Consider the following 14,024-nt stretch of genomic DNA (forward strand, 5'->3'; position numbering starts at 1 on the left):
TAAGGAGAGGCGGCAGTTTTAACTGCCACCTCTGAAAAAGGGAGCTTATTTTGTCAGGCGCGTCAGCAGCTGCCCCAGTCGGCCACCGCAGAATAAATAATTGTCGCGAATATTCGCCGCATCCACCTGGGGGTAAGCTCCGGGTTCTATATCCCTGAGGATACTGATCTTTTCCTCGACACTCATCTTGCCACGCTCGATAAGCTTCTGTTCTCGATCCTCAACTTCAGCCAAGTCACACAGGCGAGGCCTACTGAGCGTCTGTTTTTGCCCATCGAGAACGATCATCACCTTTGGTCGCAAGCGCCGGTCGTAGGTCTGTTCCACCACCACGCCAACCTCTCCAGTGGACAGCTCTACCTGGGTACCAGTGGGGTAGAGACCAATAGCCTGAATGAACTCCACTACCAACTGTTCCTGGTAGGCAATACCCCGCAGGTCATATAACTTGGCAACTGCCCGGGATGGCGCTACCGGCTCACTGGAACCTCTTGGGTTAGTGGCTTCATCATAGAAAGTCACTATTCCGCACATGCGCGCCAACACTGAAATCCTGTCACCGCGCAAGCCCTCAGGGTAACCACTACCATCGTGGCGCTCGCAGTGGGCACTAATGACTTCGATAACCTTCGGATCTATTTGTGGGTCTGCCGACAGCATCTTGACGCTGTGCTGCACAAACTTTCGATACTCCAATTCACTGCGCGGATCGCGCTGCTTCATCTGCAGCACTTCCCCGTCGATAGCCAGCTTGCCTACATCCTTCAGCAGAGTAGCCACCCCGAGCTTTAGTAAATCACTGCGTGAAAGACCGATATGGCGGCCGAATAGCACCGCCCAAATACTGGCACGTACCGAGTGACTATAAGTGTGCTCATCCTTATCTCGTACACGAGCCAGCCAGGCAAACGCATCGGGACTGCGCAGCACACTTTCTACTAAATCCTCAACGACTTGGTTGACCTGCTGTACCGGTATGGGCCTGTTGTTAGCGACAAGCCCCATCACTTCACTCATACCATAGAGGATCTGGCCGTGAAGCTTGCGCGCATTACTGGCTTCCCGTTGCGCCGGCTGCGGAGGGGGGTATTTTTTATGGGAAACAGTGACAAGCTTACAAGGGATAGTGACCGCTGTGCGGCCAGAAGAACGACCTCTTGCGGAAGTGTCGCTGCCTCCGAGCAATCGGCGCAGGGTAACACCGGCACTACCGACAGTTTTGTGGACATCGACATAAACAAACCGGCAGTATTTCTGTAGTTGGCGGATTTCTTCCAAATCGCGGATATAAAAACCCTGCAGCGCAAATGGGGTTCGCGTCCAAGGCCGGTCAAGCTTGGAGACAAACATGCCGCGCTGTAAATCACCGACAGAAATTTTTGCTTGTTCGATTGCCACTGGGGAAGATGCCGACAACTGTAGTTAACGCTAAAACGCTGCCCTGAAAGACCCCGTGGCGTAAGATCCTCGGTCCTCTGGGCAAGCTCACCTTTATATCATGGAGAGATATTAAGGTTCACCCGCCCAAAGTGAGACTGTATTCACAGACTCAGAGATCAGTGGCCAGTTTAGGCGTGATATTGGGCTGACAGCTCTACTACAGCTTCAATCATGGCTCCGGCATGTTTGGGATCTACCTTCGGGGTAATTCCGTGACCTAAATTGAAAACGTGGCCACTACCCTGACCAAAAGACTTCAAAACAGCCGCCACTTCTGTGCGAATTCGTTCGGGACTCGCATAGAGAACAGCCGGGTCCAAGTTGCCTTGCAGGGCCACCTTGTCTCCCACTCGGGCGCGGGCGCTGCCAATGTCTGTCGTCCAATCCAAGCCCAGGGCGTCAGCGCCAGTATCAGCCATTGCTTCCAACCACTGACCGCCTCCCTTAGTGAACAGGATGGCCGGCACTCGACGACCGTCGACTTCTTTAATTAGCCCCTGGAGAATTCTCTGCATATATTTCAGGGAGAATTCACGGTAAGCACTGTGGCTGAGTGCCCCGCCCCAGGTATCAAAGATCTGTACGGCCTGGGCTCCAGCGCGAATCTGGGCGTTCAGGTAATCGGTAACAGAGTCGGCCAGCACCGTGAGTAACTGGTGCATCAGCTCAGGGCGGTTGTAGAGCATTTCCTTACAGCGGGCAAAATCCTTGCTGGAGCCACCTTCAACCATATAAGTCGCCAGCGTCCAGGGGCTGCCGGAGAAGCCGATAAGCGGCACGCGACCATTCAACTCGCGGCGGATGGTGGACACGGCATTCATCACATAGTCCAAATCCTTTTCGCTGTTCACCACTTCCAGGGCTTCGATATCGGCCGCCGTGCGCAGGGGCTTGTGGAACTTGGGGCCCTCTCCTTCAGAGAAATAGAGACCCAAGCCCATGGCATCGGGAATAGTCAGAATGTCGGAAAACAGAATGGCGGCGTCCAGCGGGTAGCGCTCCAGGGGTTGCAGCGTTACCTCACAGGCCAGCTCAGTATTGCGGCACAGATCCATAAAGCTGCCGGCTTCGGCGCGGCTGGCTCGATATTCCGGCAGGTAGCGCCCCGCCTGTCGCATCATCCACACAGGCGTTCGATCCACTGGCTGGCGCAGAAGGGCGCGAAGAAAGCGGTCGTTTTTCAATTCGGACGGTTTGGTATCAGACATAGGCACACCGAGCGGGCTAAAAAAACGGGCATTGTACAGGGGCTTGGCCGCTATACACAGGGTGGCAAAGATATTGCGAGGTGCCTATTGGGACTGGCACAAATGTGCACGGAATAATTGGGCAGTGAGGGACCGTGCCCCCACTGCAAATCAGAAACGATTAAATATCCAGGTAATCGAGGATACCTTCACCGGCCTGGCGCCCTTCCCAGATAGCGGTCACTACCAGGTCGGAGCCGCGCACCATATCACCGCCGGCAAATACCTTCTCATTGGAGGTCTGGAATTTGTATTTTTGTTTTTCTGGAGCGACGACACCACCCCAGTCGGCAACTTCAATATTGTGCTGCGGAAACCACTCTGCCGGGCTGGGACGGAAGCCAAAGGCCAACAGAACAATATCCGCCGGGATAATTTCTTCAGAACCGGGCACCACCTGAGGGCGACGGCGGCCGTTTTCATCGGGCTCACCGAGCTCCGTAGTGACCACTTTAACCCCGGCCACCTTGCCATCTCCAACGATCTCAACCGGCTGGCGATTGAACAGGAACTGTACGCCCTCTTCCTTGGCATTGGCCACTTCCCGACGTGAGCCGGGCATATTTTCCTCATCGCGGCGGTAGGCACAGGTTACGCTCTTAGCGCCCAATCGAATCGAGCTGCGATTACAGTCCATGGCGGTATCACCACCACCGAGAACCACCACGCGCTTGCCCTCAACCGAAACAAATTCGGAAGCATCGCGCTCCCAGCCCATATTGCGATTTACGTTGGCAATCAGGAATGGCAAAGCATCGTGAACACCGGGCAGATCCTCACCGGGGAAGCCGCCTCTCATATAGTTGTAAGTGCCCATCCCCATAAAGACAGCATCGTAGTCATTGAGCAGCTGCTCAAAACTAATGTCCTTACCCACCTCAGTATTGAGACAGAACTCAACGCCCATCTCAGTAAACACTTCCCGGCGCTGCTGCATTACCGACTTCTCCAGCTTGAACTCGGGAATACCAAAGGTAATCAGGCCACCAATTTCCGGGTGCTTGTCGAACACCACCGGCTGCACGCCATTGCGTACCAAAATATCAGCGCAGCCCAGCCCAGCCGGGCCGGCACCAATCACCGCTACTCGCTTACCCGTTTTCTCAACATGGCTTAAGTCCGGGCGCCAACCCAGAGCGAAGGCTGTATCAGTAATGTACTTTTCCGCATTGCCGATGGTGACCGCACCAAAGCCATCATTGAGGGTACATGCGCCCTCACAGAGGCGGTCCTGGGGACACACCCGGCCACAGACTTCCGGCAGAGTATTGGTTTCGTGGCAGAGTTCGGCTGCCTCAATAACATTGCCCTCGCTGATCAACTTCAACCAGTTGGGGATGTAGTTGTGTACCGGGCACTTCCATTCGCAATAGGGGTTGCCACAATCCAGGCAGCGGTGCGCCTGGCTGGCCACCTGCCGCTCACTGAAAGGCTCATAAATTTCAACAAACTCGCCGGTGCGGGTGATGATGTCCTTCTTCGGCGGATCGATGCGACTTACGTCGATAAACTGGAAGTCGTTGTTCAGTCTGTCTTTCATACTGTTTCTCCACCCCGCCTTTATTCGCCGCGCTTGCGCACGTCGGAAAGAAGATCTGCAAGGCTCGCCGCCTTTGGTTTAACCAGCCAGAAACGGCTCAAGTAATCATCGAAGTTATCCAACAACTCGGCGCCCCAGGCGCTCTGGGTCTCCGCCGCATACTCCTCGATAACTTCGCGCAGGTGACTCTGGTGTGGCTCGAGAATTTCGCTGCTGATTCGGCGCAGCTCGATCAACTCATGGTTGCAGCGATCAAAGAAATCCCGCTCCATATCCAGGACATAGGCGAAGCCACCGGTCATACCGGCGCCGAAGTTAAATCCGGTGCGCCCGAGAACCGCGACCATACCCCCGGTCATATATTCACAGCAGTGATCTCCAGCCCCTTCGACTACCGCAAAGGCACCGGAGTTGCGCACGGCGAAGCGCTCACCGGCACAACCCGCCGCAAATAACTTGCCACCCGTGGCGCCGTAGAGACAGGTATTGCCGACAATACTGGTTTCCTGGGAGGCGAATGAGCTACCTTGCGGTGGTCGTATGACCAGCTTGCCGCCAGCCATACCTTTACCCACATAGTCGTTGGCATCGCCATCCAGGTACATTTCCAGACCACCGGCATTCCACACGCCGAATGACTGACCGGCGACCCCTTTGAGGCGCAGTTTCACCGGAGCTTCAACCATGCCCTGGTTACCGTAGCGCTTGGCGATCTCACCAGACAGGCGCGCGCCCAGGGATCGGTCACAGTTGGTCACGTCGTAGCTGAACTCGCCACCTTTAAAGCCTTCGATGGTAGGCAGGATATCCGCCACCATCCGCTCCGCCAGTTCGCCCTTATCCCACGGATCATTCGTCGCGGACTGACAGGTTTGCGGCTTGCTGTCCAACAGCTCATCCGTATGTAATAGAGGCGCGAGATCCAGCTTTTTCTGCTTGTCAGTTTCGCCATCCAGTACGCGCAGCAAGTCCACACGCCCCACCAACTCTTCCAGGCTGCGCACCCCGAGCTTGGCCATCCACTCGCGGGTCTCCTCGGCGACAAAACGGAAGAAGTTCATCGCCATTTCTGCGGTGCCAATATAGTGCTCGTCACGCAGGTCCTTCTTCTGGGTGGCGATACCGGTGGCACAGTTATTCAGATGACAGATACGCAGATACTTACAGCCGATCGCCACCATGGGTGCCGTTCCAAAGCCGAAGCTCTCTGCACCGAGAATTGCCGCCTTAATCACATCGAGGCCGGTTTTCAGCCCCCCATCGGTTTGTACCCGAACCTTGCCGCGCAGATCATTGGCACGCAAGGTCTGGTGGGTTTCCGCCAATCCCAGCTCCCAGGGCGACCCGGCATAGCGAATCGAGGTTATTGGGCTCGCCGCTGTGCCGCCGTCGTAGCCGGAGATGGTGATCAAATCCGCATAGGCTTTGGCAACACCCGCTGCAATAGTGCCAACCCCAGGCCGCGATACCAGTTTTACCGATACCAAGGCATCGGGATTTACCTGTTTAAGGTCGTAGATCAGCTGCGCCAAATCCTCGATAGAATAGATATCGTGATGGGGCGGCGGGGAAATCAGGGTCACACCGGGCACCGAATAGCGCAGCCGCGCGATCAGTTCGTTGACCTTGCCACCGGGCAGCTGACCGCCTTCACCGGGCTTGGCGCCCTGGGCTACCTTAATTTGCAATACCTCGGCATTTACCAGGTAGTGCGGTGTTACGCCAAAACGACCGGAGGCAATTTGCTTAATCTTGGAAACTTTATCAGTGCCAAAACGAGCTGGATCTTCACCGCCCTCGCCACTGTTTGAACGCCCACCCAGGCGATTCATCGCTTGGGCCAAAGACTCATGGGCTTCGGGGGACAGGGCCCCCAGTGACATGGCCGCCGTATCAAAGCGACGCAAAATCTGCTCTGCCGGCTCCACATCTTCCAGAGCTACCGGTTCGATGTTCTCCTTGAAGTCCAGCATATCCCGCAATGTCGCCACCGGGCGCTGGTTAACCAGCTCCGCGTAGTCCCGCCACGCGGCATAGTCACCGGTGCTGGCAGCGCGCCGCAGGGTAGTCACCACATCCGGGTTAAATGCGTGATACTCCTGGCCGTAGACAAACTTGTGCAGGCCGCCGGGGGAAACAGGTTTGCGGGCTTTCCAGGCAATTTCAGAGCGGGCCGCCATATCGGCTTGCAGCTCGGGGAAGCCGGCACCTTCAATGCGAGTGGGCGCTCCGGGGAAACACAGGTCCACCACATCCTTGGAAATACCCACCAGCTCGAACAGCAGTGCGCCGCGATAAGAGGCAACGGTGGAAATGCCCATCTTGGACAGGATCTTTAACAGGCCCTTGATAATGCCGTTGCGGTAATTTTTCTGCGCCTCAGCGGCATCCAGCAGCAATTCACCGGTATCGATCAGGTGATTGATAATGCTGTAGGAGAAATACGGGTGTACTGCGGTGGCACCGACACCAACCAAACAGGCCAACTGATGTGCATCGCGGGCGCTGGCGGTATCCACCACAACATTGGAGTCACAGCGCAAGCCCGCATGTACCAGGTGGTGGTGCACCGCGCCCGTCGCCAGGAGCGCATCGATTGGCAAGTGCCCCTCGCGAATATCGCGATCGGACAGTACTACAATCACAGCCCCCGCCCGCACTGAGGCCTCAACTTTGGCGCAGAGCTGTTCAATCGCCGACTTGAGGTCCTGTTCAGCGGGGTCGTAGTTCAGGTCGAAGATCTCGGCTTCGAAGCCCGGGCGATCAAGGGATAAGAGTGCCGTGTACTTCATATGGGAAAGAACTGGCGAAGACAGGATCACCCGATCCGCGTGCTCGGGGGTTTCCTCAAATACGGATTTCTCTCGACCCAGGCAGGTCTCCAGAGACATCACCACGGTTTCCCGCAGGGGGTCAATTGGCGGGTTGGTTACCTGGGCAAACTGCTGGCGGAAGTAGTCGTAGAGCGAGCGGTTGTAACGGGACAAAACCGCCATCGGCGTGTCATCGCCCATTGAACCGACCGCTTCCTGGCCCGCCTCAGCCATGGGCCGGACGACTTTATCGCGCTCTTCCAGGGAGGAGCTGAACAGCTTTTGGTAAACCTTGAATTGCTGGTGGGAGAAGTTGTTGTCCACCGGTGCAGTAACCAGAGTAGAGCGGATACGGCGTGCTTTATCCTTGAGCCAACGCTTATAGGGCTGTGCCCGCTTGAGCATATTATCGATGTCAGCGGTGTGGTAGAGCTTGCCCTCTTGGGTGTCCACCGACAGCATCTGCCCCGGTCCAAGGCGGCCCTTAGCCACAACATCTTCAGGGGCGTAATCATACACGCCCACTTCGGAGGCCACGGTGATCAGGTCATCCTTGGTAATCACCCAGCGCGAGGGGCGCAAGCCGTTGCGGTCCAGGGTACACACGGCATAGCGGCCATCCGTCATCACCAATCCAGCCGGCCCATCCCAGGGCTCCATATGCATGGAGATATATTCGTAAAAAGCGCGAAGGTCCGCATCCATTCCTTCAACATTTTGCCAGGCCGGCGGCACTAGCATGCGCACGGCCCGGTGCAGCTCCATTCCGCCCGCCAACAGCATCTCCAGCATGTTGTCCAGGCTGGAGGAGTCGGAACCCTCGCGGTTAACCAGGGGCACCAGCTCATTCAGCTCTGGAATCAGGTCAGTGGCAAATTTACTGGTGCGGGCAACAGACCAGTTGCGGTTGCCGGTAATAGTGTTGATCTCACCATTGTGCGCCAGCAAGCGAAATGGCTGAGCCAGGGGCCAGCGGGGCATAGTGTTGGTAGAGAAACGCTGGTGGAAAACACAGATCGCGGTTTCCAGGCGCGGGTCGGCCAGTTCTGGGAAAAACTTGGGCAGATCAGCCGGAATCATCAGACCCTTGTAGGAGAGGACACTGGTTGAAAGGCTGGCGATATAGACTTCGCTACTTAAGCGCAACTCGGCTTTGCGACGGGCCACATAGAGACGGGCATTGAATTTCGCCTCGCCGAGGGGCTCGTCTGCATTGTTGATCAGCAACTGCTCAAAGTGTGGCAGGCAATCCCGGGCAATAGGGCCCAGGCATTCCGGGTTAGTCGGTACGGTGCGCCAGCCGACGGTCTTTAGGCCCTGAGCTTGCAACTCAGTTTCGATAATTTTGCGGGCTTTATCGGCTTCGGCTTGATCTAGTGGGAGCATGATTGATCCCACGGCGTAGGTTGCTGTCAGCTCAGCACCAAACAGGGTCTTGGCTTCTGCGCGGAGGAAAGCATCCGGCTTTTGCAGCAAAAGACCGCAACCATCACCGGTTTTACCATCGGCGGCAATACCACCCCGGTGGGTCATGCAAGTGAGGGATTCAATGGCCGTCTGCACTAACTTGTGACTTGCCACACCGTGCAAATGAGCGATCAGACCAAAACCGCAGTTGTCCTTAAACTCATCCAACTGATACAGACTGCTACCCATAGAATTCCTCGTCGCTATCGATTGGGGGACCACTGGCGCTTAAAAAAAAAGAAGTGCCTGTTATGGGCGAATGTCACTTTAAGCTTCGCGCTACGCTCTCCTGCGGTCCCTTGGAAAAAGATCCCGAGATAAAAAAAGCCCTCTGCTGGGGCTTTTTTTGTTGTTATTGGCGGTTTTTTGCCCCGCCTTTCCTTTCGGGGGGGCGCAATATTACTTGTCCAACACTACATTTTCAACTTTTAGCAGTGTATTAGTCTGTCAAATCAAACAAAACCAAACTTATCTTCTAGCAGCTAACCTTTCTGGTACTCAGTCCTATTATTTAGACAATAAGAGCAGGATTATCACTCGGCACCACAGTTTTTCAGTGCATTTATAATCATTTTTCTGGGGCTATCATCGACAATAATTGCTTCTCCCAGTGCCTTTAGCAGCACCAAACGCAATTTTCCGTCCAGCACCTTCTTATCCACCTGCATTACTTGGAGGAATTCATCGGTTGTCATACCCTGCGGTGCCTGCTGCGGCAAATCAGCCGCCTCTAGCATCGCTCGCAACCGTTCCACCAGCTCTGCATCGATATCTCCGCGCAACCTGGATAACTCCAGCGCCATAACCATTCCGGCGGCAACGGCCTCACCATGTAACCAACTGCCATACCCCTGCACTGCCTCAATGGCGTGGCCGAAGGTATGACCAAGATTCAGTATCGCCCTACGACCACTCTCGCGCTCATCACTGGCAACAACATTCGCCTTGTCGGCGCAGCAGCGCTCAATAGCGTAAGCCAGTGCTGCGGGCTCCCTCGTTAATAACTTTTGTAAATTCTCCTCGATCCATTCGAAGAATGGGCTGTCACAGATCAATCCGTATTTAATGACCTCGGCGAGGCCTGCGGAAAATTCACGTGCAGGCAATGTGGCAAGGGTACCGGTATCCGCAAGGACAAGGCGGGGCTGGTGGAAGGCGCCAATCATATTTTTACCAAGGGGATGGTTAACGCCGGTCTTTCCCCCAACAGAGGAGTCAACCAAAGACAGCAGGGTAGTCGGTACCTGGATAAAGTTAACCCCGCGCTGATAACAGGCTGCAGCAAAACCGCACATATCCCCAACAACACCACCGCCCAACGCGATTAGTGTCGTAGTACGGTTGTGACGCTTTTCCAGCAGCACATCAAAAATTCGATTCACGGTGTCGAGTGATTTAAAAGCTTCCCCATCGGGAAGCTCGACAACATCCACTTTATCGAGCCCTTTTAGCCCTTCCAATAATGTCGCCAAATAAAGAGGAGCAATAGTTTCATTGGTAACAATGCAAACTTGCCGGCCTTTAATGTAAGGGAGGATATATTGCGGGTCACCGAGCAAACCTGAACCAATAATTATCGGATAACTACGCTCGCCGAGTTCTACGTTAAGGCTTTGCATACTGCTCTCAATCCCCTAGTGCTTATCTCAACAGAAGTGAGACGCACTTTAGCACAGACGCTTGGGACTAATCGGACAGCAGGCTGCCTAAGTGTTCTGCGACCAGGAGGGATGCTTGTTTGGGGGAGAGGTCATTGGTGTCGCAAATAATATCTGCAACCTCACGATACAGAGGCTCGCGTTCCTGCAAAATTTCCGCAATACGCTGACGGGGGTTGGGTACACGAAGCAACGGGCGATTGGTATTCTTTGAAGTGCGTTCCAGAAGCTGATCGATATTGGCCTGCAAATAAACTACATGGCCATATTTTTGTAGCTGGCGTCGATTCTCCTCGAGCAAAACTATTCCGCCACCGGTACCAATAACCTGGCACTCACCCTGGCAGAGCTCTTCCAATATTTCAGTCTCACGGCGGCGAAATCCCGCTTCGCCTTCCACATCAAAAATCCAGGGAATATCCGCACCAGTGCGCTCTTCGAGCACTTTGTCGGTATCGGCAAAAGGCAGCTGCAATTGCGCTGCCAACAACCTGCCGATTGTAGACTTGCCGGCCCCCATGGGGCCGACCAGGAAAATAGAGCGGGTGATCACTTAGAGTAGAAAGCCTCGTCTTCAAGAATACGCGGTGTGATAAACATCAGGATCTCACGTTTATCGTCCGTGCGTATAGTCTTTTTGAACAAGTTGCCTAGATAGGGGATATCGCCCAACAACGGAATTTTGGATACTCCTTCAACAATATTACTTTCAAATACCCCTCCCAGGACGATCGTCTCACCGTTTTGAACCAGCACCTTGGTTGCCAGAGTATTTACATTGATCGAAGGTACTTGCCCACCGCCTACAGTGACATACTCACCCACACTATTTTGTTCAAGATTTAGGTTCATAATAATATTGTTATCTGGAGTAATCTGCGGAGTCACATTGAGTTCCAGCACAGCTTCGCGGAACGTAACAGAAGCAGCGCCAGACGAGGTCGCCTCCAAATAAGGGATTTCAATACCCGACTGAATAATGGCTTCCTGTTTATCGCCCGTAACAACTTTTGGTTGTGAAACAACTTCAGCTACACCGATGTCTTCAAGCGCAGACAGCTCCAGGCTCAAATAAAAATCATTTTTCAAAATGGCGTAAGCAATGCTCCCTGCTGGGTTACTCACTCCAAGATCCACCAAGAGTGGATCAAAGTCACCTGTTAGGCTACCAAGGGCTGTACCTTCATCTAAAGCTAAGCTACCAGAGCCGACACCAGTGGCATCATCAGAAAGATCTGCACTACCTACATAGTCCCACTGAACTCCCAACTCTTTTTGGAAGTCACTGTTGGCGGTAACAATCCGAGCCTCAATCATCACCTGGCGGATGGGGACATCGATGACCTCTATCAGCTCACGGAATTGGGCAATCTTGTCTTCTGTGTCAGTAAGGATAATTGTGTTCGTTCGTTCATCAACAATGGCACTTCCGCGCGCGGAAAGGATACTCATCTGCTGGCCACCACTACCCCCAGCTATCCCATCAGCTCCACCTTGGCCAGAGAATAAGTTAAAAATTTCGCCAGCATCTGCATAGCGAACGCTAATAAATTCCGTAAGTAAAGGGGCAAGCTCCTGCAACTGTTTGCGAGTTTCAAGCTCCTGACGCTCGCGCTCAGCAATCTCTGCAGCTGGCGCCACCATGATAACGCTACCTTCCTGACGCTTATCTAACCCCTTCGCTTTCAGAATAAGGGCCAAGGCCTGATCCCACGGCACACCGTCGAGGCGTAAGGTTATTCTGCCTTGTACTGTATCACTGGCAACCAAATTGAGATCGGTAAAATCGGCAATAACCTGCAAGACGGACCGGACCTCAATATCTTGGAAGTTGAGGGACAACTTCTTCCCATTGAACTGAAATTCCTTCTCCTTCTCACGAATTTCTTGCGCAGATAAAGGTTTAATACTCAATACATACTCTGTATCAGCTTGATAGGCCAAGTAATCATATTCAATATCATTTGGATCAACTGCAATTACCGTGTTGCGCCCATCATAATCCACAGTAATATTATTTACTGGGGTGGCGAAATCAGTAACATCTAGTCGCTGACGCAATGACTCAGGTAAGTCCGCGCCTAAAAATGTTAGATAAATTTTACCGTTAGTCCGTTCAACATCGATATTAACTGCAGGGTCATTAAGGCTAACAATAACCTTGCCTTCTCCTTCCTCTCCTCGACGAAAATCCACATTATTTACTGCAATGCTTTCCGAGCGCTGAAACTGCTTTTCACCGCCGAGGTTCAAGCCACTATCGTGTTCAACTGTATTTTGCACTGGAAGATCGCGCTCAGAAGACTCTGCACCAATTACTACAATTAACTGGTTACCTTGTCGCTCACTCGAATAAGCGGGAAGCTGATCAAGGTTTACTATGAGACGAGTGCGATCTTCACCGGAAACAATAACTGCACTTCTAGCTGAGCCAATACCTAAAGAATACTTCTTCTGCGGGAGAGCGCTTTCTACGCCGGCAAAGTCTAAAACAATTCGAGCTGGTTGCTCTATCGTGTAGCCGGTGGGTTCTGGAGGCACATCATTAAAAGTTAAGCGCAGCTGAACTCGGCTACCCGGCAATTCTGCAAACTGTATGTCATTAAGCTTGTTTACCTGGGCACTAGAAGCTATTGGAAACAGCAATAAACCAAGTAGCAGTAACTGAACCCGAGCCATTAAATAGGCAAACCGTTTTCCGTTCATTATCCGTTGTCCCTCTCTTCCAACGCCAGTGCCCGTGGCCGCTCAATCCAGCCTCCGGTACCATCAGGTATAATCTCAAGAATATCTAACTGGGAGCTTGTTGCATTCACAACGCGACCATGATTCTTACCAAGGTAATTGCCCACAGTAATACGGTGAATCCCACCAGTACCATCGTTAATCAGTGCCCAGATTTGACCTTCACGAGCCAAACTGCCAACCATCGATAAGAGGTCAATGTTAATTCCCTCCAATAGTTCACGCTGCCGAGTCAGGTCTGGAGCAATATCTAATTTTCGCCCTACTATTCGCTGCTCAGATTCCAATATCGGGCGGGTAAAAGGGCTGCGCCTTGCAGCAGCGGTATAAACATAAGGGCTATAAGGCGTAAAAGTGGGGATTGGTTCTATCTGTCCTTTAGGCTTCCGCTCAATTGCAGCCATCCTCTCGCGCAACTCACTATGATCGGTATTTAGACCACAACCAGAAACAAAGAATAAGGCAATCAGTATAGGTAGGTATTTTGTCATCCCTCTTCACCCTGATCCTTGTATCGATAAGTTTTTGCATTAATGATCATATTGAGAAGCCCTCCATCACTCCGCTCAGTGGAGATATCAAAATCATGAAGGGTAACAATTCTGGGCATTCCAGCTATACCACTAATGAAAGCTCCAAACTCGTGATAACTTCCTTGAACTTCTATCCTAATAGGTAGCTCTACGTAAAATTCGCCTACCCGCTCTTGCTCCAACTCAACTTTGCTAATTGTAAGGCCACTACCACTACCATACTCGTCAATGTCCTCGAGTAAGCCTGGAACCTCTGTGTCTTTCGGCAGTTGCTTTAGTAAAGCACCAAAGGTTTCTTCCATCTCAAACAGTTGGGCCCTATAAGCCTCAAGATTTGCAGCCTCAAATTGCTTTTTCTCAAACTGACTGAAGAGATCTGACTCTTTATTTACGGAGAATTCAAGCTTGCTATAAATATCTTTAATCAGAAAATAATAACCAGCACCGATAACCAGTGCCGCACTAAGTACCAGAACAGCAATTCGTCCAGATAGAGGCCAAACACCTATCCGGGTAAGATCAATATCATTGAAATCAATATCATTAAGCTGTCTTACAGTATCTGCCAGTGCCATTACTGA

Annotated in this window: 9 protein-coding genes; all 9 read right to left on the reverse strand. The window is 52.8% G+C overall.

Annotated features, from left to right (window positions below):
• Nucleotides 1–45 precede the first annotated feature (45 nt).
• A complete protein-coding gene (locus ACJJI5_RS00245) occupies nt 46–1,398 on the reverse strand; it encodes a cyclic di-GMP phosphodiesterase (RefSeq protein ID WP_444934682.1) in 1,353 nt (450 codons plus the stop codon).
• A gap of 170 nt (nt 1,399–1,568) precedes the next feature.
• Nucleotides 1,569–2,648, reverse strand: a complete 1,080-nt coding sequence (gene hemE, locus ACJJI5_RS00250) for a uroporphyrinogen decarboxylase (protein ID WP_108731435.1) — start codon at nt 2,646–2,648, stop codon at nt 1,569–1,571.
• 160 nt (nt 2,649–2,808) lie between these two features.
• Nucleotides 2,809–4,227: a glutamate synthase small subunit GltD family protein gene (locus ACJJI5_RS00255; protein ID WP_445355232.1), complete on the reverse strand. Its 1,419-nt coding sequence runs from the start codon at nt 4,225–4,227 to the stop codon at nt 2,809–2,811.
• 20 nt (nt 4,228–4,247) lie between these two features.
• On the reverse strand, nt 4,248–8,696 hold the full coding sequence (gene gltB, locus ACJJI5_RS00260; protein ID WP_445355233.1) for a glutamate synthase large subunit: 4,449 nt from the start codon (nt 8,694–8,696) through the stop codon (nt 4,248–4,250).
• Nucleotides 8,697–9,040: 344 nt separating this feature from the next.
• Nucleotides 9,041–10,126 (reverse strand): 3-dehydroquinate synthase, encoded by a 1,086-nt coding sequence (gene aroB / locus ACJJI5_RS00265; protein ID WP_445355234.1) that lies wholly within the window; start codon nt 10,124–10,126, stop codon nt 9,041–9,043.
• Nucleotides 10,127–10,193: 67 nt separating this feature from the next.
• Nucleotides 10,194–10,715, reverse strand: a complete 522-nt coding sequence (gene aroK / locus ACJJI5_RS00270; protein WP_413665828.1) for a shikimate kinase AroK — start codon at nt 10,713–10,715, stop codon at nt 10,194–10,196.
• On the reverse strand, nt 10,715–12,871 hold the full coding sequence (locus ACJJI5_RS00275) for a type IV pilus secretin PilQ (protein WP_445355235.1): 2,157 nt from the start codon (nt 12,869–12,871) through the stop codon (nt 10,715–10,717). The genes aroK and ACJJI5_RS00275 overlap by 1 nt, the downstream gene beginning before the upstream one ends.
• Nucleotides 12,871–13,401 carry a pilus assembly protein PilP gene (locus ACJJI5_RS00280; protein ID WP_445355236.1) on the reverse strand — a complete coding sequence of 177 codons (531 nt, stop codon included), beginning with the start codon at nt 13,399–13,401 and terminating at the stop codon, nt 12,871–12,873. The genes ACJJI5_RS00275 and ACJJI5_RS00280 overlap by 1 nt, the downstream gene beginning before the upstream one ends.
• Nucleotides 13,398–14,018 (reverse strand): type IV pilus inner membrane component PilO, encoded by a 621-nt coding sequence (locus tag ACJJI5_RS00285; protein WP_445355237.1) that lies wholly within the window; start codon nt 14,016–14,018, stop codon nt 13,398–13,400. Before ACJJI5_RS00285 ends, ACJJI5_RS00280 begins: the two co-directional genes overlap by 4 nt.
• Between the last annotated feature and the right edge of the window lie 6 nt (nt 14,019–14,024).

This window comes from Microbulbifer maximicatervae (SeqCode) (assembly GCF_052467955.1).

Bases quoted from the DNA above. Each gene is read 5' to 3' on its own strand.
- hemE (WP_108731435.1), bottom strand. From the start codon at position 2,648: ATGTCTGATACCAAACCGTCCGAATTGAAAAACGACCGCTTTCTTCGC.
- ACJJI5_RS00255 (WP_445355232.1), bottom strand. From the start codon at position 4,227: ATGAAAGACAGACTGAACAACGACTTCCAGTTTATCGACGTAAGTCGC.
- gltB (WP_445355233.1), bottom strand. From the start codon at position 8,696: ATGGGTAGCAGTCTGTATCAGTTGGATGAGTTTAAGGACAACTGCGGT.
- aroB (WP_445355234.1), bottom strand. From the start codon at position 10,126: ATGCAAAGCCTTAACGTAGAACTCGGCGAGCGTAGTTATCCGATAATT.
- ACJJI5_RS00275 (WP_445355235.1), bottom strand. From the start codon at position 12,871: ATGAACGGAAAACGGTTTGCCTATTTAATGGCTCGGGTTCAGTTACTG.
- ACJJI5_RS00280 (WP_445355236.1), bottom strand. From the start codon at position 13,401: ATGACAAAATACCTACCTATACTGATTGCCTTATTCTTTGTTTCTGGT.
- ACJJI5_RS00285 (WP_445355237.1), bottom strand. From the start codon at position 14,018: ATGGCACTGGCAGATACTGTAAGACAGCTTAATGATATTGATTTCAAT.